At 71.2% G+C, this 20,573-nt stretch carries 18 protein-coding genes and 1 pseudogene; 10 read left to right on the top strand and 9 right to left on the bottom strand.

The genetic code is table 11. The features are described 5' to 3' along the window. Positions 1-40: 40 nt before the first annotated feature. The 6 genes from JUB13_RS25070 to JUB13_RS25045 are packed head-to-tail and all read left to right on the top strand — an operon-like array spanning position 41 to position 5,111. Positions 41-955 carry a branched-chain amino acid ABC transporter permease gene (locus JUB13_RS25070; RefSeq protein WP_207483945.1) on the top strand — a complete coding sequence of 305 codons (915 nt, stop codon included), beginning with the start codon at positions 41-43 and terminating at the stop codon, positions 953-955. Further along, positions 948-1,976 carry a branched-chain amino acid ABC transporter permease gene (locus tag JUB13_RS25065; RefSeq protein WP_236025199.1) on the top strand — a complete coding sequence of 343 codons (1,029 nt, stop codon included), beginning with the start codon at positions 948-950 and terminating at the stop codon, positions 1,974-1,976. The genes JUB13_RS25070 and JUB13_RS25065 overlap by 8 nt, the downstream gene beginning before the upstream one ends. Then, on the top strand, positions 1,969-2,721 hold the full coding sequence (locus JUB13_RS25060; protein ID WP_207483943.1) for an ABC transporter ATP-binding protein: 753 nt from the start codon (positions 1,969-1,971) through the stop codon (positions 2,719-2,721). Before JUB13_RS25065 ends, JUB13_RS25060 begins: the two co-directional genes overlap by 8 nt. Next, on the top strand, positions 2,721-3,422 hold the full coding sequence (locus JUB13_RS25055) for an ABC transporter ATP-binding protein (protein ID WP_207483941.1): 702 nt from the start codon (positions 2,721-2,723) through the stop codon (positions 3,420-3,422). Before JUB13_RS25060 ends, JUB13_RS25055 begins: the two co-directional genes overlap by 1 nt. An 11-nt stretch (positions 3,423-3,433) precedes the next feature. Continuing rightward, entirely contained in the window at positions 3,434-4,303 is an 870-nt protein-coding gene (locus JUB13_RS25050; protein WP_207483939.1) for an alpha/beta hydrolase, read from the top strand. Between the two features lie 13 nt (positions 4,304-4,316). Continuing rightward, the gene (locus tag JUB13_RS25045; RefSeq protein ID WP_207483937.1) at positions 4,317-5,111 is read left to right on the top strand and encodes an aspartate dehydrogenase; all 795 of its coding nucleotides are present in this window, start codon (positions 4,317-4,319) and stop codon (positions 5,109-5,111) included. A gap of 39 nt (positions 5,112-5,150) precedes the next feature. Here the strand turns inward: JUB13_RS25045 and JUB13_RS25040 are convergent, their stop codons facing one another. Further along, entirely contained in the window at positions 5,151-5,543 is a 393-nt protein-coding gene (locus JUB13_RS25040) for a VOC family protein (protein ID WP_207483935.1), read from the bottom strand. Between the two features lie 195 nt (positions 5,544-5,738). Between JUB13_RS25040 and JUB13_RS25035 the strand changes: the two genes are divergently transcribed. Together JUB13_RS25035 and JUB13_RS25030 are read left to right on the top strand one after the other, a co-directional pair. Next, entirely contained in the window at positions 5,739-6,380 is a 642-nt protein-coding gene (locus tag JUB13_RS25035; RefSeq protein WP_207483933.1) for an SH3 domain-containing protein, read from the top strand. A 381-nt stretch (positions 6,381-6,761) separates the two neighbouring features. Further along, positions 6,762-8,600 (top strand): tetratricopeptide repeat protein, encoded by a 1,839-nt coding sequence (locus tag JUB13_RS25030; RefSeq protein ID WP_207483931.1) that lies wholly within the window; start codon positions 6,762-6,764, stop codon positions 8,598-8,600. Positions 8,601-8,625: 25 nt separating this feature from the next. Here the strand turns inward: JUB13_RS25030 and aac(3) are convergent, their stop codons facing one another. The 8 genes and pseudogenes from aac(3) to JUB13_RS24995 form a co-directional block, all read right to left on the bottom strand. After that, positions 8,626-9,450, bottom strand: coding sequence for an aminoglycoside 3-N-acetyltransferase (aac(3), locus tag JUB13_RS32265; RefSeq protein ID WP_407928172.1), 825 nt, complete (start codon positions 9,448-9,450; stop codon positions 8,626-8,628). Positions 9,451-9,453: 3 nt separating this feature from the next. Then, positions 9,454-9,897: pseudogene (locus JUB13_RS32260) on the bottom strand (GNAT family N-acetyltransferase); the annotation flags it as partial. A 52-nt stretch (positions 9,898-9,949) separates the two neighbouring features. Further along, a complete protein-coding gene (locus JUB13_RS25020; protein WP_207483927.1) occupies positions 9,950-10,783 on the bottom strand; it encodes an amidohydrolase family protein in 834 nt (277 codons plus the stop codon). Positions 10,784-10,805: 22 nt separating this feature from the next. Further along, positions 10,806-11,807 (bottom strand): ABC transporter permease, encoded by a 1,002-nt coding sequence (locus JUB13_RS25015; RefSeq protein ID WP_207483925.1) that lies wholly within the window; start codon positions 11,805-11,807, stop codon positions 10,806-10,808. Further along, the gene (locus tag JUB13_RS25010) at positions 11,800-13,299 is read right to left on the bottom strand and encodes a sugar ABC transporter ATP-binding protein (protein ID WP_207483923.1); all 1,500 of its coding nucleotides are present in this window, start codon (positions 13,297-13,299) and stop codon (positions 11,800-11,802) included. The genes JUB13_RS25015 and JUB13_RS25010 overlap by 8 nt, the downstream gene beginning before the upstream one ends. A 91-nt stretch (positions 13,300-13,390) precedes the next feature. Next, the gene (locus JUB13_RS25005) at positions 13,391-14,419 is read right to left on the bottom strand and encodes an ABC transporter substrate-binding protein (protein WP_207483921.1); all 1,029 of its coding nucleotides are present in this window, start codon (positions 14,417-14,419) and stop codon (positions 13,391-13,393) included. A 167-nt stretch (positions 14,420-14,586) separates the two neighbouring features. Next, entirely contained in the window at positions 14,587-15,042 is a 456-nt protein-coding gene (locus tag JUB13_RS25000) for an RbsD/FucU family protein (protein ID WP_207483919.1), read from the bottom strand. 12 nt (positions 15,043-15,054) lie between these two features. Beyond that, positions 15,055-16,041, bottom strand: a complete 987-nt coding sequence (locus tag JUB13_RS24995; RefSeq protein WP_207483917.1) for an aldo/keto reductase — start codon at positions 16,039-16,041, stop codon at positions 15,055-15,057. 403 nt (positions 16,042-16,444) lie between these two features. On the opposite strand from JUB13_RS24995, the gene JUB13_RS24990 reads away from it, so the two are divergent. Together JUB13_RS24990 and JUB13_RS24985 are read left to right on the top strand one after the other, a co-directional pair. Further along, positions 16,445-17,866, top strand: a complete 1,422-nt coding sequence (locus tag JUB13_RS24990) for a glycosyl transferase family protein (protein ID WP_236025198.1) — start codon at positions 16,445-16,447, stop codon at positions 17,864-17,866. Positions 17,867-18,257: 391 nt separating this feature from the next. Beyond that, complete coding sequence (locus JUB13_RS24985) at positions 18,258-20,546, top strand: TonB-dependent receptor (protein WP_207483913.1); 2,289 nt, start codon at positions 18,258-18,260, stop codon at positions 20,544-20,546. Positions 20,547-20,573 lie beyond the last annotated feature (27 nt).

The raw sequence follows: 20,573 nt of genomic DNA, 5'->3' as shown, positions 1-20,573 counted from the left end.
CGGCGGCCGCCCCGCTGGAGGCCGCCCCGCTGGAGGCCGGATGTCCCTGATCCTCGAGCAGATCCTGAACGGGCTGCAGCTCGGCGTGACCCTTTTCCTGCTGGCGGCGGGGCTGACCCTCGTCTTCGGGATCATGGGGGTGATCAACCTCGCCCACGGCTCGCTCTTCATGGTGGGCGCCTATGCCGCCGCCTGGGCGGCCGGGCGGACGGGATCCTACGCGCTGGGCGCGCTGGCCGGGCTGGCCGCCGCGGCGCTGATCGGCATCCTCGTGGAATTCGTGGTGCTGCGCCGGCTGTACGACCGAAACCACCTGGACCAGGTGCTGGCGACCTTCGGGCTGATCCTGTTCTTCAACCAGGGAACGGCCATGCTCTTCGGCCGCCAGCCGCTCTTCGTGGACATGCCGGCGCTGCTCTCCGGCGCGGTGGAGATCATCCCGGGCGTCCCCTATCCCGTCTACCGGCTAGCGGTGATCGCCGTGGGGCTGCTGGTGGCGGCGGGGCTCTACCTGCTGATCAACCACACGCGGATCGGCATGTTGGTCCGCGCCGGCGCCACCAACCGCGAGATGGTGCGCGCCCTGGGGGTCGACGTGCGCCTGCTCTACACCCTGGTCTTCGGCCTGGGCGCCCTGCTGGCGGGGCTGGCCGGGCTGATGGCCGGGCCGCTCTCCTCTGTGCAGGTGGGAATGGGCGAGAACATCCTGATCCTGACCTTCGTGGTCGTGGTGATCGGCGGCATCGGGTCCGTCCGCGGGGCGGTCTTCGGGGCGCTGCTGGTCGGGCTGGCCGACACGCTGCTGCGCGCCTTCCTGCCGGGGCTGCTGCGCGGTGTCATGGCCGGTCCCGAGGCCGACGCCCTGGGCGCCGGCATCTCGTCCATGGGCGTCTATCTCCTGATGGCCGTGGTGCTCCTGCTCAGGCCGCGCGGCCTGTTCCCCGCCCATGGCTAGGGCGGCGGTCGAGCCGGGGCTGCGGCCCCTCGCCTGGGAGATGCGCGGGCGCGTCGCGCTGGCGCTCGCCTTCGTCCTGCTGGCGGCGCTGCCCTTCGTCCTGCCGCTGCTGGGCGCCCAGGCGGTGGTGGGCCTCGCCACGCGCATGCTGATCTATGCCATCGCCGCGGCCAGCCTGAACCTGATCCTGGGCTATGCTGGGCTGGTCAGCTTCGGGCATGCGGCCTATTACGGGGTCGGCGCCTATGTGGTCGGGATCCTCTACGCCCACTGGGCCTCGGACGAGCCGCTCCTCGGGCTCGTCCCCGGCACCGACCAGTTCCTGCTGGCGGTGCCGGCCGCGGTGATCGTCAGCGGCCTGGCCGCGCTGGTGCTGGGCGCGCTCAGCCTGCGCACCAGCGGCGTGCAGTTCATCATGATCACGCTGGCCTTCGCCCAGATGCTGTTCTTCCTGTTCGTCTCGCTGGACCATTACGGCGGCGACGACGGGTTGATCATGCGCCGGCCCAACGCGCTTCTCGGGCTGAACCTCCGGGACGACGCGACCATGTACCTGGTGGCGCTCGGCGCGCTGGCCCTCTACCTGCTCCTGCTGTCGCGGATCGTGCGCTCGCGCTTCGGACGGGTGCTCTCGGGCATCCGCCAGGACGAGCGGCGCGTGATCGCCCTCGGGATCGAGCCCTATCCCTACAAGCTCGCGGCCTTCGTGATCGCGGGGATGGGAGCGGGGCTCGCCGGGGCGCTGATGGCGAACATGACGCGCTTCGTCAGCCCCGACATGCTCCATTGGACGAAGTCCGGCGAGTTCATGATCATGGTGATCCTGGGCGGCGTCGGCAGCCTGTTCGGCCCGGTGCTCGGCGCCGCGTGCCTGATCGGGCTGGAATACGTGCTCGCCGGGCTGACCGAGGACTGGCAGTTCTACCTGGGTCCGCTGCTGGTCCTGGTCGTGCTGTTCGCGCGCGGCGGGCTCAGCGGCCTGCTGGGGCGCCGTGCGGGCGTGGGCGGCAGCGATGGCTGAGCCGGTCCTGCGCATCGAGGGGCTCGTGAAGCGCTTCGGCGGGCTGCTCGCGACCAACGAGCTGTCGCTGGATGTCGGCCCCGGCGAGATCCACGCCCTGATCGGCCCGAACGGCGCCGGCAAGAGCACGGCCATCGCCCAGATCGCCGGCGAGCTGCCGTCCGATTCCGGCCGCATCCTGTTCGAGGGGCGGGACCTCGCGGGGCTGTCCGGCGCGGCGCGCGCCCGGCTCGGGCTCGGCCGCACCTTCCAGGTGCCGCGCCTGCTGGAGGACGACACGGCGCTCGACAACGTGGCGCTGGCGATCCAGGCCCGGCAGGGGCACAGCTTCCGCTTCTGGGCCGATGCGCGGCGCGATGCCGGGCTGCGCGGCCCGGCCATGGCGGCGCTGGAGCGGGCCGCGCTGGCCGACCGGGCCGAGACGCGGGTCGCCGACCTCTCCCATGGCGAGCACAAGCAGCTCGAACTCGCGGTCGCGCTGGCGCTGGGCCCGCGCATGCTGCTGCTGGACGAGCCCATGGCCGGCCTGGGCGCCACCGAGAGCCGGCAGATGACCGCGATCCTCCAGGGCCTCAAGGGGCAGGTCGCCATGCTGCTGGTGGAGCACGACATGGACGCCGTCTTCGCGCTGGCCGACCGCGTCACCGTGCTGGTCTACGGCCGCGCCATCGCCACGGGCCTTCCGGAGGAGATCCGCGCCGATCCGGAGGTGCGGGCGGCCTATCTGACGGAGGGCGATGCCTGATGCTGGAGGTCCAGGGGCTCGAGGCCGCCTACGGCCGAAGCCAAGTCCTGTTCGGTGTCGACCTCGCGGTCGGCGAGGGGCAGGTGGTCACGCTGCTGGGCCGCAACGGCATGGGCAAGACCACGACGGTGCGCGCGATCATGGGGCTGAACCGCCCGCGCGCCGGCACCGTGCGCTTTCGCGGGGGCACGGTCTCGGGCCTCGCGCCCGAGCGCATCGCGCGCCGGGGCATCGGCCTCGTCCCCGAGGGGCGCCAGGTCTTCCCGACCCTGACCGTGCGCGAGAACCTGGTGGCGACCGCGGCGGACCGCGAGCGGCGGGCGCGCCCCTGGACGCTGGAGCGCGTCTTCGCGCTGTTCCCGCGCCTGGAGGAGCGGCACTGGCAGCGTGCGGCGACGCTGTCGGGCGGCGAGCAGCAGATGCTCGCCATCGGCAGGGCGCTGATGACGAACCCGACCCTCCTGGTGCTGGACGAGGCGACCGAGGGGCTGGCGCCCGTGATCCGGGCCGAGATCTGGCAGGTGATCGAGGCGCTGAAGGCCGAGGGCCAGTCGATCCTGCTGATCGACAAGAACCTGGGCGTGCTCCGGCGCCTCGCCGACCGCCACTACATCCTGGAGAAGGGCCGCACGGTCTGGTCCGGCAGCGGCGGGGACCTCGACCGCGACGCCGACACCGTGCGCCGCCTGATCGGCCTCTGAGGAGCGGAGCCATGGGCGAGGAGCAGCTGTTCCGCTACTACGGCCGCGCCGAGCTGGAGCGCCAGTGCAGCGCCCGCGGGACGGTGGCGGACATCGGCCCGATCATGGCGGAATACGCCGCGCGCACCCGCGCCGCGCGGGAAAGTCTTCCCTGCGCGCTGGACATCCCCTACGGCCCGACCGGGCCCGAGCGCCTGGACGTCTATCCTGCCGCGAGCGCCGGCCCTGCGCCGGTTTTCGTCTTCGTGCATGGCGGCTACTGGCGCATGCTGGACGCCGCCGACAGCGGCTTCATGGCGCCCATGCTGACGCGCGCGGGCGCCTGCGTGGTGGCGGTGAACTACGCATTGGCGCCCGAGGCCGCGCTGGACGAGATCGTGCGCCAGTGCCGGGCGGCGCTGGCCTGGGTGCATGCCAACATCGCGCGCCACGGCGGCGATCCCGGCCGGATCCACCTTGCCGGCAGCTCGGCAGGGGCGCATCTCGCCACCATGATGGCGGCGCCGGGCTGGCAGGATGCGGCGGGGCTCCCCGCGGATGCGGTCAAGGGGCTGACGCTGATGAGCGGGCTTTACGACCTGACGCCGGTGCGCCTCGCGCAGCCCAACGAATGGCTGCGCCTGGACGAGGCGGCGGCGCGGCGCAACAGCCCGATCCACGCGCCGCCGCGGCCTCCGATCCCGGTGATCGTGACCTACGCCCCCAGCGACACCGAGGAGTTCAGGCGCCAGAGCGAGGCCTATCTTGCGGCCTGCGCCGCCGCGGGCTGCGATGCCCGGTTCGTGCCTGCGCCGGGCACGAACCATTTCGACATCGTCTTCGAGCTCTGCCGCCGCGACGGCGCTCTTGCCCGCGCCGTGCTCGGCACCATGGGGCTTTGAAAAGGGGATCGGCATGCGGGCCATCGGCCTGATCGGATACGGCAGCATCGGGCGCACGGTGCACGGGCTGATGCGCGAGGCCGGGCTGGGCGGGGCGGTGGCCGGGGTGCTCGTGCGGCCCGGCCGCGCCCGGGCGCTGCTGGACGAGGGCGTGCCCGCGGTCGAGAGCCTGGATGCGCTGCTCGCGCGCGGGCCCGCTTTGGTTGCCGAAACAGCAGGGCAGGGCGCCGTAGGCGCCTACGGCGCCGCGGTGCTGGAGGGCGGGGCCGACCTGCTGGTGGTCTCCATCGGCGCGCTGGCGGACCCGGCCCTGCACGGCCTGCTGGCCGAGGCCGCGGGCAGGGCGGGGCGGCAGGTGCTGCTGACGCCGGGCGCGGTGGGCGGGATCGACGCCATCGCGGCCATGCGCGTCTCGGGGCTGGAGCGCGTGACCTACCGCTCGCGCAAGCCGCCCGGGGCCTGGAAGGGCACCCCCGCCGAGCGCGCGGTGGACCTGGACGGCCTATCCGCCCCGGCCGTCTTCTACCGCGGCAGCGCGCGCGAGGCGGCGCTGTCCTATCCCAGGAACGCCAACGTCGCCGCGACCGTCGCCCTGGCCGGGCTCGGCTTCGAGGCAACGCAGGTGGAGCTGGTCGCCGATCCCCTGGCGCCCGGCAACGTCCACGAGATCGAGGCCGAGGGGGCGAGTGGCCGGATCTCGGTCCGGCTGGAGGGGCGCCCCGCCCCCGACAACCCGAAGACCTCGATGCTGACCGCGCTGGCCGTGGTGCGCAGCCTCACGAACCGGGACGCCGCCATCGCCATCTGAGCGGCCGCGGGCCAGTCCCCAGAGAAGGCCCGCGGCCGCTCAGCTCTCGGATGCGACGTGCCAGAGCACACCTGCCGGATCCCACACATAGGCGACGCGCAGGCCCCAGCTTTCCTTCCGGGGCGGGCGCGGCGCGGGCACCGCGAACCGCGCATCGAGGCCGAGCGCGGCAATGTGATCCCACCAGCGGTCGAGATCCTCGACCATCAGGTGCATCATGAGGTTCTCGGCGAACTCCTTGACGTAGAAATCCTGCAGGAGGAACGAGAAGGCCCCGCGGCCATCGCCCAGCCGCATCAGGGCGATCCTGTCGCCGAGCCGGTCGGACCGGAAGCCGAGGGCTTCGTAGAAGCCCAGGCTGGCCTGGAATTCCCTGGCGGGCACGAAGGGCCGCATGCTCACGACCATCGAGGCCAGATCGTCGGTGACCATGCTGCCCATCCCCCTGCGCCGAGAACCGGATCCCCGCGCCACTATGGATCATCGCGCAGCGGGCGTCGACCCGCGTCGGGGCGCCGTACAAGGGCATGCCCCGGCGGTGCAACCGGAACGGCGGGCCCCTTGCTCATGTTATCGCGACATGAGAACTGCCGGACATCCTGCGGCGTCAAATCAAGGAGGCGTTCCATGAAGAAGCGTCTCGTACTCCTTTCCGCCTGCGCGCTCTGCACTCTTATGTTCTCCGTGCCGGATCCCGCGGCGGCGGCGCCCGGCGACAGCTACCGCGTCAGCGGCGAGAAGGTGAACCTGCGCTCGGGGCCGTCCGAGCAGTCGAACATCCGCTCCACCGTGAGCCAGGGCGACGACCTGCTCGAGCTGCGCAGTCAGGGGCCGTGGATCGGCGTGCGCGTGCTGCGCACCGGCGAGGAGGGGTGGGTCTATTCCGACCTCGTGCGGCGCACGGCCGCCAGCACGCTGGGCGGCGAGGCGGGTCCCGTCGCCGACACCGGATTCCGCCAGATCTCGCCGGGCTTCGACCAGCTTCTTGCCGGCATCGGCAGCCAGCTGGGCTATCGCTTCGCCGGCAAGGTAGAGCGGGCCGAGGGCAACCTGCTCCGCGTCACGCCGACCCAGGAATGGCTCTACAACACCGGGCGCGATGCCAAGCTGATGACGGTGCTGGCCGTGCACGAGATGTGGAAGAGCTACAACAACGGCCGGCCCGTCGCCGTGTCTCTGGTCGACGGGCGCGGGTCCAGCCTGATGTCGATCCGGGACGAGGGCAACGGCCCCGTGCTGGACCTCGCCGACGCGCTGGCCATGAACTGACCGGTCCGGGCGGGCCGTCCCATGCGGCGGCCCGCCACGCGCCACTCCACCTTCTCGCGCGCAATAAAGGCGTGGAGCCGTTCCAAGGGCGTCAGGTCGCAATCATTGGATTAATTGCCGAGTCGGAGCCCGCGGTACTATAGTATTCGAGATCGGCGCCGCTGGTGCGTGGTCCCAAAATGGTCGACAGGGACCGTCTTGGACTTATATGTCGACTGTAACTTCTTTTATATTCGTCCGCGGATCCGATCCGAATACCGTACCGCATGGCGGCGCGGCCGGGGGCGTGCGCCCGGCCGGCAGGAAGAATACCCGGAAGGAACAGACCAGGGCTCGCCGCGCCGCTGCGAGTTCCCGTCGAAGCGGAAGGGGAGGACCACGATGAACGCACGGATCTATGCCGTAGGACTGCTGATGGGCGCGGCCTCGGTCGCGCTGGCGGCGCCGATCGCCCGGTCGCCCACGGTCGATGCCGGGGAGAGCGGAACCATCGCCGACGATGCGGAGAACGCGGCGCTGCTGCTGGATCCCGCCTTCCTTGCCGGCGGCATCTGCGGGGGCGGCGCCGCAAATCCGGGCGCGTTCTTCAAACCCCGGCTCATCCTCGCGGCGGCCCAGGCAGGGACGCAGCCTGCCGCGACCGCGGTGGTCGGCGAAAAGCCGGTGCCGCTCTGGAACTTCCTGGGCGATCTGACCTATCCCGTCACCACGGCCCAGCAGGACGCGCAGCGCTATTTCGACCAGGGGCTGCGTCTCGCCTACGCGTTCAACCATGCCGAGGCCCTGCGCGCCTTCAGGCAGGCCCAGCGGATCGATCCCGACTGCGCCATGTGCTACTGGGGCGAAGCCTATGTCCTGGGGCCGAACATTAACGCCCCCATGCCGCCGGAGGCCGTGGCGCCCGCCATGGCCGCGATCGGCCGTGCCCAGGCGCTGGCCGCGAACGCGACCGAGCGCGAGCAGGCCCTGATCGCCGCCATGGCCCGGCGCTATTCGGCGGAGTCAGGGGCCGACCGCTCGGCGCTGGACAGCGCCTATGCCGATGCCATGGCCGAGGTGGCGCGGCGCTTCCCCGACGATCCCGAGATCGCGGGCCTCTTCGCCGAGGCGATGATGGACGTCCAGCCCTGGGACTACTGGGAGGCCGACGCCAGGACGCCGAAGGGGCGCATGGGCGATGCGATCACGGCCGTGGAGCGGGTCCTGGCCCGGAACCCCGACCATCCCTTCGCCATCCACCTCTACATCCATCTCGTCGAGGCCTCGACCACGCCCGAGCGGGCCGAGCCCTATGCCGACAGGCTGGGGGCCGCCATGCCGGGGGCCGGGCACATGATCCACATGCCGGGCCACATCTACTTCCGTGTCGGCCGGCACATGGACGCGCTGGCGAGCAACCATGCGGCCGTCTCGGCCGACGAGTACTTCTTCGGCGAGGCCGGGGACGCCGTCGGGCCGATCTACCGGTTCGGCTACTACCCGCACAACGTCCACTTCCTGGTCGAATCCGCACGTCTCGTCGGCGACGGGCCGGCCTCGATCGAGGCGGCGGGGAAGCTGCAGTCCCTGGTGCCCGACGAGGCCGCCCGAGCGGTGGCTTGGCTGCAGGCCGTGAAGGCGGCGCCCTACTACGCGCATGCCCAGTTCAGCGACCGCGCCACCGTGATGGCGCTGCCGGATCCCGGTGACGGGCTGGCCTTCGTGCGCGGCGCCTGGCACTACGCGCGGGCCGTCGCCCTGGCGCAGGCGGGCGATGCCGACGGCGCCAGGGCGGAGGCGAAGGCCATGGCCGACATCGCCGCGCTGGACGAGATCCAGGCGCTGCCCAAGGCCGGGATGCCAGGGCCCGACGTGCTGCGGATCGCGGGGCTGCTGGTCGACGGGCGGATCGCCCGGGCCGAAGGGGACCTGCCGCGGGCCATCGCGGCCTTCGAGCAGGCCGCGGCGGTGCAGGACGGCATCCCCTACATGGAGCCGCCGTTCTGGTACTACCCCGTGCGCCAGACGCTGGGTGCGACCCTTCTGGAGGCGGGCCGGACCGAGGAGGCCGAGCGGGCCTTCCGGCAGGCGCTCGTGACCTTCCCGCACAATGCCTGGTCGCTCTACGGCCTGCGCGAGGCGCAGGCGGCCCGCGGCGACACGGCCGGCGCGGCCGAGACCGCGAAGCTGCTGGAGAAGGTCTGGGGCGCGGATCGCAGGCTCGAACTCGCGCGCCTGTAGCACACAGACGAACGCGCCGGGGGGATCAGCCCCCGGCGCGGTCCTCCAGCCATGCGACGGCGAAGGCGCAGATGGGCGCGGCGTCGACGAGCACCGACGGCGCGGCGCCCACGTGGCCATGCGCGCCGCGCCCGTTTGCCAGGAAGTCGCGGACGATGGCGGCAAAGCAGTCTTCGTCGAGACCGGGGACAACCGGGATGGCGGTCTCGAACTCCTCGGTCATGCGCCAGCGCACACCCTCAGGCGTGGCGAACGGCACCTCGCCGCGGCGTACGCGCTTGCCGGGGATCCGCGCCAGATGCTCGGCGTGGTGCAGAAGCGTCATGGTGTCGAGCGGTGCCCCCGCCATCAGGACCCGGCCCCCGGCCTGGACCAGCCTGGCGAGCGGGGATCCGGCGCCATAGCCGTAGTCCAGCGGATGGTCTGCGGTGAGCCAGGCTGCGCGCGCGCCGATCGCCGCGACCGAGGCACCGGGATTGCCGCTGCGCAGGGCACCGGGCGTGGTGCGGACGAACTCCGCGAGGACGCCGTTGCCCCGCGCGGCGCGCGATGCCACCGGATCGAAGGGCGGGACATGCCCGCGCCAGGCCGGCGGAATGCGTCCATCCGCATCCAGCAGCGCCTCGTGATCGGCCTCCCAGTCGGTGTAGGCGAGGACCGTCCCCGTCGGGCCGACCGCATCGAGCAGGGCGCCGATCAGCGCGTCCGGGCCGCCGAGCAGCCGTCCCACCCGCCTCATCGCCGCATGCACCATGACTATGTCGCCCGCGCGCAGGCCCAGGGCCTGCAGGTCCGCGCGAAGCGACGCGCGTGTGCGCAAGACGGGCTCCGGGGCAATCCGCTTCGCCATCGGCCAGGCGAGGCTGGATCCGAAGCTGCTCTTCGGTGGCCCCTGCTCGACATAGCCCGCAGCGCGATAGAAGCGGCGCGCCGTCTCCGTACTGATCAGAGTGCAGGTGTCGTTCCCGCATGCGCGGGCCTTGTCCTCGAGCCCAGCCACGAGGGCCCGGCTGACACCGCGGAACCGGACGTCCGGAGAGACGTAGTTCAGCGTGATCTCGCCCTGTCCGGTCACTGCGCCGACAGCGAGGATCGCATCCCCCTCGGTGGCGACGAGGACGTAGTTTTCGGGACGGCGGATCCAGGCTGCGACGGTCTCGGGCGTCTTGTTGGCGAGCCAGTGCTCCAGTATGGCTGGGTCGCCGCGATGGTCCGCGACGCAGAGCTCGAGGATGGAGCGCCGCAGCACCTCGCATGCGGCTGCCGCGTCCTCGATGCGGGCCGGGCGGATTTCCATCGCGCGAGGATGGGCGTGTCCAGCGGCGGCGCGCAAGATGCCCGGACGGCCATCAGGCCGCAGGGGGCCCATAGAAGCGCGCGGCGGTGCCGCCGAAGACGGCGGTGGCGCCATCCGGGGCGAAGCGGTCCACCAGCTCGGCCGCGGCGGCCAGCCATTGCGGATAGGTGCCGGCCAGCTCCAGCACCGGCCAGTCGCTTCCGAACATCACCCGGTCGGCGCCGAAGGCCTGCAGGACCGTCGCGGCATAGGGGGCGAGGTCGGCGACGGTCCAGTCGGGCGGTGCCTCGGTCGCGAGTCCCGAGAGCTTGCAGAAGACCTGCGGCCGCTCCGCCAGGGCCTCGATGTCGCGCGCCCAGGGGCGCATGGCGCCCGCGGCGATGTCGGGTTTGGCGCAGTGGTCCAGCACGATGGGCAGGGCGGGAAGGCGGTCGGCCAGGGCCGACACCACCGGCAGGTGGCGCGGCCTCGCCAGGGCATCGAGGCGCAGACCGAGCGCCGCCGCGGCCTCCAGCGCCGCGACCGCCTCGGGACGCAGGATCCAGAACGTGTCCGCGATGTCCTGCAGCATGGGGCGGATGCCGCGGAACTTCGGGCGGCGAGCCAGCCGCTCCAGCTCCCGCGTGGCGCCGGGGGCGGCAAGGTCGACCCAGCCCACGACCCCCAGGATGCGCGCGTCGCTCTCGGCGAGGTCCAGCAGGAACTCGGTCTCGGCGAGCGTCGGCGCCGCCTGGACGAGGATGGTGCCGGCGATCCCCGCCGCGTCCAGGTGCGGTGCCAGGTCCGCCGGCATGAGGTCGCGCCTGATCGGCGCCACCGCCTCGGTCATCCAGCCGTAGTCGCCGCGGGCGATGCGCCAGTAGTGCTGGTGGCTGTCGATGCGCATGGGCGGCCTCCGTCCGGGATGATCAGCGCCGGCGCCGCCGGAGCTGGTCGAAATAGACGATCACGATGATCAGCGCGCCGGTGATGATGCGCTGCCAGAAGGGATTCACGTTCAGCAGGTTGGCGCCGTTGTTGATGGTGGTCAGCAGGACCGCGCCGAGCAGCGGGCCGATCACGCTGCCGACCGCGCCGAACAGGCTGGCGCCCCCGATCACCGAGGAGGCGATGGACTGCAGCTCCCAACCGTCGCCGGTGGTCGCGACCCCGACGCCGATGCGCGAGGCCGTCAGGATGCCGGTCAGGGCCGCGAGCGTGGCCGAGACCACATAGGCGAAGTAGATGGTCCGCCCGACATTGACGCCGGACAGGCGCGCCGCCTCCTGGTTGCTGCCAACCGCGTAGAGGTGACGGCCCCAGCGGCTGTGGTGCAGAACCACGTAACAGGGGATCGCGACCGCGATCACCACCCAGAACAGGTTCGGCACGCCCAGGAAGGACTCCCTGGAGAAGGAGCCGAAGGCGGCCGGCATGCCGGCGATGGTCTGCCCCCCGGTCATCAGCAGGCCGATGCCGCGTAGCGCCGTCAGCGTCGCCAGCGTCACGATGAAGGGCGGCAGGCGCAGCCGCACGATGGCGAAGCCGTGGAACAGCCCGATCCCGACGCCCATCAGGAGCGTCACCGCCACCGCCGCCCAGACCGGCACCCCGCCGACCAGCAGCATCGCCACGACCGTCGAGGCGAGCCCGACGACCGCGCCCACCGACAGGTCGATGCCCGCTGTGATGATCACGAAGGTCTGGCCCACCGCGATGATCGCGAAGAGCGAGGCCTGCCGCGCGAGGTTGCTGATGTTGCTGTAGGTCGCGAAATTGTCCGTGGAAAGGGCGAGCAGCAGCCAGAGCAGCAGGAGCAGGCCGAGCAGCGTCAGGTTCAGCAGCAGGCCGAAGCGGAAGCCCCGGCGCCGACGCACCGGGGCCGCCAGACCCGCGCTGTTGGCGCCCGCGTTGTTCGCGATCTCAGACACCGATGGCCTCCTTGAGGATGGTTTCCGCGTCGACCTCGCGCGAGCGGTGGCGCGCCACCACGCGCCCGCGGTGGAAGACGTGGAGCTCGTCCGAGAGATCGTGCACTTCGGGCAGGTAGGACGAGATCAGGATGATGCCCGCGCCCGCGCGCAGGAGCTTCGCGAAGGTCCGGTAGATCTCCACCTTGGTGCCGACGTCCACGCCCACCGTCGGCTCGTCGAAGATGAAGAGCTCGGCCCCGTGGCTGAGCCACTTGCCGATCACGATCTTCTGCTGGTTACCGCCGGACAGCGTCGCCGCCTCGGCGCGGTGCGACTGCGTCACGATGCGCATGTCGTCGATCTGCCGCTGGGCTGCCTCCGCCTCGGCGCGGCCGTCGACGAGACCGCGCGGCGCCAGCCGGTGGAAGATCGGCAGGTTCAGGTTGTGGCCGACCTCCAGGTTCAGGCACAGGCCCTGGTCGCGGCGGCTCTCGGGCACCAGCGCGATGCCGAGGTCGATGGCGTCGCGCTCGCGGCGGATCTCCACCTCCCGCCCCTTGAAGCGGATGCGCCCGGCCGTCCTGCGCCGGCGGCCGAAGACGGCCTGTACGAACTCGCTCCGGCCGGCGCCGACGAGCCCGTAGAGCCCCACGACCTCGCCCGCATGCACGCTGAGCGAGACGTCCGAGAATCCCGGGCCCGACAGCCCCTCGACCTCCAGCAGGGCCGGGCCCTTCGGGATCTCCTCCTTGTAGTGGATCTCCTCGATGGAGCGGGCGACCATGTCGCGGATCAGCTGGCGCTCGTCCGTCTCGGCGACGGCGCGCGTCGCGACGAGGCTGCCGTCGCGCAGGACTGAGACGCGCTGGGCCAGCTCGAAGATCTCCTCCAGCCGGTGGCTGATGTAGACGATGGTCACGCCCTCGCCGTGCAGGCGCCGGATCAGGGCGAAGAGCTGGTGCGTCTCCTGGCGCGTCAGATAGGCCGTGGGTTCGTCGAAGATCAGGAAGCGGGTGCCGCGCATGGCGGCGCGGGCCGCGGCGACGAGCTGCTGCTGCCCGATCGTGAGGTCCGCGAGCACCGCCGCCGCGTCGATGGGAAAGCCGATGTCGTCCAGCACCGCCTGGGCGCGCGCGGTCATCTCGCGCTCGCGTAGCAGGCCGTAGCCCGATCGCTCGTCTCCGAGGAACATGTTGGCCGCGACGGTCAGGTGCGGGCACAGGACGACCTCCTGGTGGACGGCGTCGATGCCGAGCGCCCGGGCGGCGCTGGGCGTGTCGAGCGCGACCTCGCGGCCCTCCCACAGAATCGTCCCGCCGCTGCGCCGGTAGGCGCCGGTCAGGATCTTGATCATGGTCGACTTGCCGGCGCCGTTCTCGCCGACGACGGCGTGGATCTCGCCGGCCCTGAAGGCCAGGTCGATCCGCTTCAGCGCGTAGGTGCCGGTGAAGCGCTTGTCGACCTGGCGCAGCTCGAGCAGCGGCATGGCCGGGCCGGCGGTATCGGGCATGGGGTGACCTCGCGGAGGCGGCGGAGCTGCCGGCGAAGGCATTGCCGGAAAAGGGACCGGCGGCACCGCGCGGGGCGCCGCCGGCGGCACGTCAGTTCAGCTTCGGGTTCAGCAGCTCCTGCGCGCGCGGCGTCTCCAGATTGGCCTTGGTGATCAGGTTGACGCCGGTGTCGACGTCCGCCGGCACCTTCTCGCCCTTGGCGGCGGCCAGCGCGGTCTTCACCCCGTCGTAGCCCATGCGGAAGGGGTCCTGCACGATCAGCGCCGAGATCACGCCGTCCTTCAGGAACTGCACGAGCTTGGGATCGCTGTCGAAGCCGATCAGGCTCAGCTTCTCGGGCTTCAGCTCCGCGACGGCCTGCCCGGCCCCCTGCGCCATGGTCAGGTTCGAGGCGAAGATCCCCACCAGGTTCGGATTGGCCGTCAGCAGGTCGGTGGTGATGTTCAGCCCCGTGGTCGGCTGGCCGTCGGCGACCCGCTCGGCCACCAGCTTCAGCCCGGGATACTTCGACGCCAGCGTCTCCTTGAAACCCTTGGCCCGCTGGTCCAGCGACCCGACGCCCGGGAGCGAGGTGATCAGGGCGACGGGCCCCTCGGCCTTGCCGGTCTTCGCCTTCACCGCCTCGGCCAGGGCGTCGGCGGCGAGGCGGCCGCCCTGCACGTTGTCGGTCGTCAGGAACGAGGTGAAGGCCTTGGAATCCGCGGCGGAATCGATGCCGATGATCTTGACCGACTTGGCCGCCTCCGTGATCGGGGGCCCGAGCGCCGCGAACTGGGTCGGCGAGATCACGATGGCCGTGGGGCGGGATGCGACCGCATTCTCCAGGGCCGAGATCTGGCCCGCGATGTCGGCCTCGCTCTGGGCGCCCATCTCCGGGACGTTGACGCCGAGGTCCTTGGCCGCCTTGCGCGCCCCGGCCAGGACGATCTGCCAGTACTGGGCCGTCGTGTCCTTCACGATGATGGGGATCGTGTCGGCCGCGGCGGCTGGCGGGGCGAAGCCGGCGGCGGCAAGCCCCAGCAGGCCCGCCAGCGCGCCGAGGGCGCGGCGCCGGACCTTGGTGCCGACATTGGGGCCGACCCTGGGGGAAAGCACCGGTGAACGGGGATCGAGCGACATGCTGCTTCCTTCCCTGATGCGCGCCGTCTTTGAGCCGTCCTCGTCGGACGGGGCGAGGCGGCGGCGGCGGTCGCCCGGCCCTTGTCCACTTCTGCTGTCCACTTCCGCTGTCCACTTCCGATGTCCATTGCCGCGTCTTGCGGCATGGCGATGCGGGTGGGGCGGCATCACCCCTCCGTCAGGGCCGGCGCCGCGCCGGCCTCCAGCACGCCCTTCTTCAGGATCAGGTTCGCGTAGATCCGCGGCTCGCCGGTCGCGACGATCACGGCGGCCCGGCGCGCGCGCTCGTAGAAGGCGAAGCGTTCCAGTGCGGCCAGCGGGAACGGCCCCGCCAGCCGGGCGATCAGCGTCTCGAAAGCGCGGCACACCTCGGGGACGCTGCCGGGGTCGCCGACCACCTCCATGCGCAGGGCCGCCTCGGGCGCGAAGGTGTCCAGCGGCATGTGGGTCAGGATTGCCTCCGCCACCGCGGTCGCCGTCAGCCCGTCCGCCCGCACGACACGCGGGCCCAGGAATGCCGCGGGGAAGTTGCCGTCGGCGATCACGATCTCATCCCCATGTCCCATGCTGCGCAGGGCGTGCAGGAGGTCCGGGCCGAGTAGGGGATGAACGCCGCGCAGCATGGCCGGGGCTCCTCAGCGGATCGCGTGGCGGTGGAAGTCGGGCCAGGCCGCATCCGGCACCGGTACGTGCAGCAGGTCGAGGCTTCGGCGCAGCTCGGCCTTGTCGGCGGCGCCCAGCAGGACGCTCGCGACCGCCCGGTGGCGCAGCGGGAAGCGCAGGGCCGCCGCGGCCAGGGGGATGCCGTGGCGCGCGGCGGCCGCATCCAGGCCGCGCACGCGTTCCATCACCGCCTCGGGCGCGGGGCGGTAGTCGAAGCGCGCGCCCGGCACCGCGCCGGTCGCGAGAATGCCGGAGTTGAGCGCGCCCCCGATCAGCAGCGACGTCCCGCGGGCCTCGCAGAAGGGGATCAGCTCGGCCTCGGCCGAGCGATCGAGAAGCGTGCAGCGCCCGGCCAGCAGGATGCAGTCCAGCGGAGCCCGGGCCAGCACCTCCAGGCAGACCTGCACCTCGTTCACGCCGAGGCCGTAGGCCGCGATGGTGCCTTCGGCCTTCAGCCGCTCGAGCGCCCTGAGCCCGCCGTCCATGAGGTCGCGGAAGTGCCGCCGGTGCGCCTCCTCGCCATGGGTGTAGGCACCGATGTCATGGACCAGCAGGATGTCGACCCGGTTGAGCCCGAGCCGCGCCAAGCTGAACTCCACAGAGCGCATCACCCCGTCATGGCCGTAGTCGTAGTCCACCGCGAAAGGCAGCGGGTCCGCGTAGCCGTGGTCGGGCACCTGGTCCTCGGGCACCGGGCGCAGCAGGCGGCCGACCTTGGTGGACAGCACGAAGGAACCGCGCGGCTTGCCGCGCAGGAAGTCGCCCATCCGCCGCTCGGACAGGCCAAACCCGTAGAAGGGCGCAGTGTCGAAGCAGCGCAGGCCGGCCTCCCAGGCGGCATCCAGCGCAGCCATGGCGGCATCGCGGGAAGCCGGCCGGTACAGCCCGCCGATCGCGGCCCCGCCGAAACCGAACTCCGTCACCTCGACCGGGGTGGTCCCGATCCTGCGGCGATCCATGGAATCCCCCCCTTGCGACGGCGCCGCGTTCCCGCCCACCGCCTTGCATCCCGGTTCTTTCGTTTCCGGGTTCTCGGCGTCGGGGTTCTCCTGCCCAAGTCTTCGTGGCCAACCCCGGCCGTCTTGCGTTCATTATGGGCGATCGGCTTTGCGCACTGTCAATCAGCCGTATGGACAGCGGGGGATACCAGCAATTTTCCCTTGCGGATCCTTCCGGGCAGCGGGAACCCGCGCGCGAGCCGCGGCCAAGCCCCTGGTTGCCCGCGGGTGTTGCGATTGCATCTCACTGTCGATAACGATGCAGGATCACCCTCCGCGACCGCTATCCAGCCGGGGATGTATCATGGGCAGTATGGCAGGCCTCGACGCCTTGGCAGGCGCGGCTGCGCGGGAATCGCGGAGGATGAGCGACAAGCTGACGCGGGGACGCCTGGTCATCGCCTTCGACGCGCTGCTCGCGAAGCGGAACGTCACCCTGGCCGCCAGGCAGCTCGGTCTCCAGACCCCGGCGCTCAGCCGGCTCCTCGGCCAGCTGCGGGAGGAGCTCGGGGACCCGCTGTTCATCCGGTCCGGGCGCGGCCTTGTCCCGACCCCCTTCGCCGAGGCGGTGCGCCCCAGGATCCAGGCCCTCGCCGCCGAGATCGACGCGCTGTTCGAGCCCCATGTGCTCGGCTCTGCCCAGGAATCGCCGTTCGACCCGCGGTGGAACGTGCCGAGCGGCATCGCCGCTCCGCCGCTGGCCTTCCGCCCGTCCGGGCTGCTGGAAGGGGAGCCTTCGCCACAGGAGCTGGCCGCGAAGCTGGACCGGATCGGCAGGGGCGCGCAGGCGCAGGAGAGGCTGGCCCGCCACATCGGCGTGCTCGGGATCGCCGGGGGAGGGCACGGGCGGCCCCTCACCGCCGACGAGGCCGAGGAGGCGATGGCGCTCGTCCTGGCGGGCGAGGCGGATCCCGTGCAGATCGGGGCGCTGCTCGGCATGATGTGCGTGCGCGGGGCGACCGCGCCCGAACTCGCGGGCTTCGTGCGCGCCATGCAGGGCCATGTCGCCGCCGGGTTCGGCCGGACGGTGCAGGCGGATGTGGACTGGCCCTGCTACACCTCGCCGAACTATCACAATCCGCCGTGGTTCTTCCACGCGGCGCTTCTGGTGGCGCAGGCCGGGTTCAAGGTCGCACTGCACGGCAGCACGGGAACCGGTGCCGTCGCGGGGCGCTACCAAGTCATCGCCGGAGCCCTCGGGGTTCCCGTCTGCACGAGCGCGGAGGAGGTCTCGTCGGCACTGGCCGGGAACGGCATCGCCTATGTTCCCCTGGCCGCCCTGGCGCCGCAGATCTACCGGCTCCTGGGCCTTCACCGGCTGACGCAGACCCGCTCGGCCGTGTTCGAGGCGGTCCACCTGCTCAGGCCCGCGGGCGGCCGGACCAGCCTGCTCGGCGTGGCGAAGTCCTCGCACCGGGAGATCCATCGCGACGCCGCGAGGATCCTGGGCTGGAGGGACATGGCGGTGCTGGGCAGCGTCCGCGACGTCGCGCAGTTCACCCCCTTCCGGGCCAGCCCCGTCCACCGCCTCGTGGATGGCGAGGCCGAGGATCTCGTGCTTCCGGCGCGCAGCGACGAGCCTCCGGCCACGCCGCGGCCGCGCGGCACCAGCATCGAGTACTGGCAGGGCGTCTGGACCGGCGGGATCCGCGACGCCCGGGCCGAGCGGATCATCATCGGCACTGCCGCCTTCGCGCTCTTCTCGATGCCGGGCGCCGCCGGGACGAGCTTCGACGAGGCACTGGACCGGGCCGAGAAGCTCTGGAAGACCAGGCATTCGCGCTGAGGCCCGGCTGCGCGACGCGCGACGCGGCTGCGCCGACACATTCGCGAAACAGGCATCAGGGTTGCAAATCATTATCAATAGCAGGGGCCGCTATCGGCATTTGGTGCGATGGGGCGCCCGGAGCACAGCGCGGAAGGACGTGCTACGCAGCGCCTAACATGTTGAGGTGCAACATGAAATCCGGGCGTTCCGCGCTGGCGAGTACCCAGGCATTGGGTCGTCGGCGCGTTCGCGCTTCTTTGCGGGCCCCACGTGGGTGCCGGCGACCAACCGGCGCTTTCTGCAATTTAGAATTATTCTGAACTTGCGGTGTTGATGGGCGGTCTCCCCGCCTTGGTAGATACGCACGCCGATTGTCGCGCCGGCGCGGCGCATCTCCCGGGAGACCTCGATGCCACAGACCAACGCCTCGACCTGCCTCAAGCCCATCATCACGGGTGCCGCCGCGACGACGAGCCTGGCCATGACCTTCTCCGCGATCCCGACGCCGGCGGACGCGCAGACGGCGGGCCCCGGGACCGGGCAGGCACCGGGTGCGTCGGCCGGCGAGGCGGTCGTCCTCGACCAGCTTCGGGTCAATGTCGACGGCGCCCAGCAGTCCGGCAATGTCAACGCCGCACCCACCGGCATCTCCCGCCTGCCCGAGACGGTGCGGGAGACGCCCCGTGTCATCAACGTCGTGCCGGAAGAGATCATCGAGCAGCAGCGCGCCACCTCGCTCGAGCAGGTCCTGCGGAATGTTCCCGGCATCACCGTCTCGACCGGCGAGGGCAACGGCGGGCAGCAGGGCGACCAATTCCGCATCCGCGGCCTGTCGGCGCGCGGCGACATCTACACGGACGGTCTGAGGGATTTCGGCGTCTACACGCATGACGTCTTCAACACGGAGAGCGTCCAGGTCATCAAGGGACCGTCGGGAGAGGGCTTCGGCGTCGGAAACACCGGCGGCGTGATCAACCAGAGCACCAAGAAGGCGAGGCTGCAGCCGCGGAACGAGGTTCAGCAGTCCGTCGGATCCGGGCCCACCTTCCGGACCACGGTCGACATCAATCAGCCGATCACCGACTCGGCCGCCGTCCGGGTGAACGGCCTCTATCACGACCAGGACATCGCCGACCGGGACGAGGCCGAGGCGGAGCGCAAGGGCGTGGCCGTCGACCTCGGCCTCGGCCTCGGCACCCCGACGACCTGGCACCTCAACTATTCCTTCCTGAAGGGCGAGAAGGATCCCGACATGGGCCAGCCGATGGTCCGTGGGCGCGACGGCATCTTCCGTCCCGCGGCGGAGTTCGGGCTGGACCGGTCGACCTCCTACATCCGCAATCTCGACCGCGACGACACGGAGAACCACGTCGTGACCTCGAGCTTCTCGCACGAGGCGGGCAGCGGCCTGTCCTTCTACGACGATGCGCGGTGGAGCCATTACGAGCGAGACTTCGCGGCCACCAACCCCGCGGCGCTGACCGGTGCCGCCGCCGACCTCTTCCTGAATGGCGGCAACCCGCCGCTGTCCTACGGCGCCGGTGGCGGCATGGCCTACAAGCAGGACGGATGGGGCGTGCAGAACGTCGCCGGCGCCAAGGCCGAGGGCGAGCTGTTCGGCCTGCGTCACAAGGCGAATGGCGGGCTCGACCTCAACTACCAGAAGGACAAGAGGCAGGTCGGCACCTGGATCAACCGCGTCAACAACCAGACCGTGGTGAATCCCGGCCACACCTATCCCGCCAACGCCTCGATCGCCTATCCCGCCGAGGGCGGGCGCGATGCCAGCGTCTTCAACACCGGCCTCTTCGCGACCGACCGCGTCTGGCTGCTGGACCAGCTCTCGGTTAAGGGGGGGCTGCGCTGGGACTACTTCCTCACGAAATTCGAATCCGACAACCCCACGGTCGCCAGCGGCAAGGCCACCGAGCGGACCTGGAGCCCGTCGCTGAGCCTGATCTACGAGCCGACCGAGCAGAGCTCGGTCTATGTCTCCTATTCCCGGTCCAACAAGCCCATCGGCACCGACATCGCCGCGGCGGTCACCAACGGCACGGCCGAGACGCCGAACTCCGCGCGCCGTTTCGAGCCCGAGAAGAGCGACCTCTACGAGATCGGCGGAAAGGCCGATTTCCTCGACGGCCGGCTGGGCGTCAACGGCGCCGTGTTCCAGATCGACAAGAGCAACACCTACTCCGTGGACCCGGCGACGGGTACGGTCACCGAAGGCTTTGCCGAGGCCGGCCTGGGCACCCGCATCCGGGGCTTCGAGGCCGGCGTCAGCGGCAAGCTGACCCAGGCCTGGAGCGTCTACACCAGCTACGCCTATCTCGACGGCGAGGTAAGGGAGTCCGAGACCAACCCGGCGGTCATCGGGAACGACGCACCCGGCGTGCCGACCCACAACGTGACCCTCTGGACGACCTACGAGTTCGAGACCGGTCTTCCCGGCTCGCTGCTGGCCGGCGGCGGCCTCCAGTACGCATCGGCTTACTGGGCGGACAGCGCGAACACGGGGCGCGTGCCCTACACCTACTCGCTGGATGCCGTGGTGTCATACGAGTTCGAGGATTTCTCGCTGGCGCTCAACGGCTACAACTTGACCGATCACCGCAACTACAGCTCGGCCTTCAATGCCGTCCGCGCCGTCCCCGCTTCGGGGCGGACCTTCCTGGTGACGGCGGGGGCCAGGTTCTGATCCGCAGGCCGGGCCGTCCCCAGGGCG

The sequence above is a fragment of the Arenibaculum pallidiluteum genome (assembly GCF_017355985.1).
Classification (GTDB): domain Bacteria; phylum Pseudomonadota; class Alphaproteobacteria; order Azospirillales; family Azospirillaceae; genus Arenibaculum; species Arenibaculum pallidiluteum.
This window is presented reverse-complemented; position numbering and strand designations above follow the sequence as displayed.

Coding starts and splice junctions, on each gene's coding strand:
- JUB13_RS25065 (WP_236025199.1), top strand. CDS start 948: ATGGCTAGGGCGGCGGTCGAGCCGGGGCTGCGGCCCCTCGCCTGGGAG.
- JUB13_RS25060 (WP_207483943.1), top strand. CDS start 1,969: ATGGCTGAGCCGGTCCTGCGCATCGAGGGGCTCGTGAAGCGCTTCGGC.
- JUB13_RS25055 (WP_207483941.1), top strand. CDS start 2,721: ATGCTGGAGGTCCAGGGGCTCGAGGCCGCCTACGGCCGAAGCCAAGTC.
- JUB13_RS25030 (WP_207483931.1), top strand. CDS start 6,762: ATGAACGCACGGATCTATGCCGTAGGACTGCTGATGGGCGCGGCCTCG.
- JUB13_RS25070 (WP_207483945.1), top strand. CDS start 41: ATGTCCCTGATCCTCGAGCAGATCCTGAACGGGCTGCAGCTCGGCGTG.
- JUB13_RS25040 (WP_207483935.1), bottom strand. CDS start 5,543: ATGGTCACCGACGATCTGGCCTCGATGGTCGTGAGCATGCGGCCCTTC.
- JUB13_RS25035 (WP_207483933.1), top strand. CDS start 5,739: ATGAAGAAGCGTCTCGTACTCCTTTCCGCCTGCGCGCTCTGCACTCTT.
- JUB13_RS25050 (WP_207483939.1), top strand. CDS start 3,434: ATGGGCGAGGAGCAGCTGTTCCGCTACTACGGCCGCGCCGAGCTGGAG.
- JUB13_RS25005 (WP_207483921.1), bottom strand. CDS start 14,419: ATGTCGCTCGATCCCCGTTCACCGGTGCTTTCCCCCAGGGTCGGCCCC.
- JUB13_RS25045 (WP_207483937.1), top strand. CDS start 4,317: ATGCGGGCCATCGGCCTGATCGGATACGGCAGCATCGGGCGCACGGTG.
- JUB13_RS25010 (WP_207483923.1), bottom strand. CDS start 13,299: ATGCCCGATACCGCCGGCCCGGCCATGCCGCTGCTCGAGCTGCGCCAG.
- JUB13_RS24995 (WP_207483917.1), bottom strand. CDS start 16,041: ATGGATCGCCGCAGGATCGGGACCACCCCGGTCGAGGTGACGGAGTTC.
- JUB13_RS25000 (WP_207483919.1), bottom strand. CDS start 15,042: ATGCTGCGCGGCGTTCATCCCCTACTCGGCCCGGACCTCCTGCACGCC.
- JUB13_RS24990 (WP_236025198.1), top strand. CDS start 16,445: ATGAGCGACAAGCTGACGCGGGGACGCCTGGTCATCGCCTTCGACGCG.
- JUB13_RS25020 (WP_207483927.1), bottom strand. CDS start 10,783: ATGCGCATCGACAGCCACCAGCACTACTGGCGCATCGCCCGCGGCGAC.
- JUB13_RS24985 (WP_207483913.1), top strand. CDS start 18,258: ATGCCACAGACCAACGCCTCGACCTGCCTCAAGCCCATCATCACGGGT.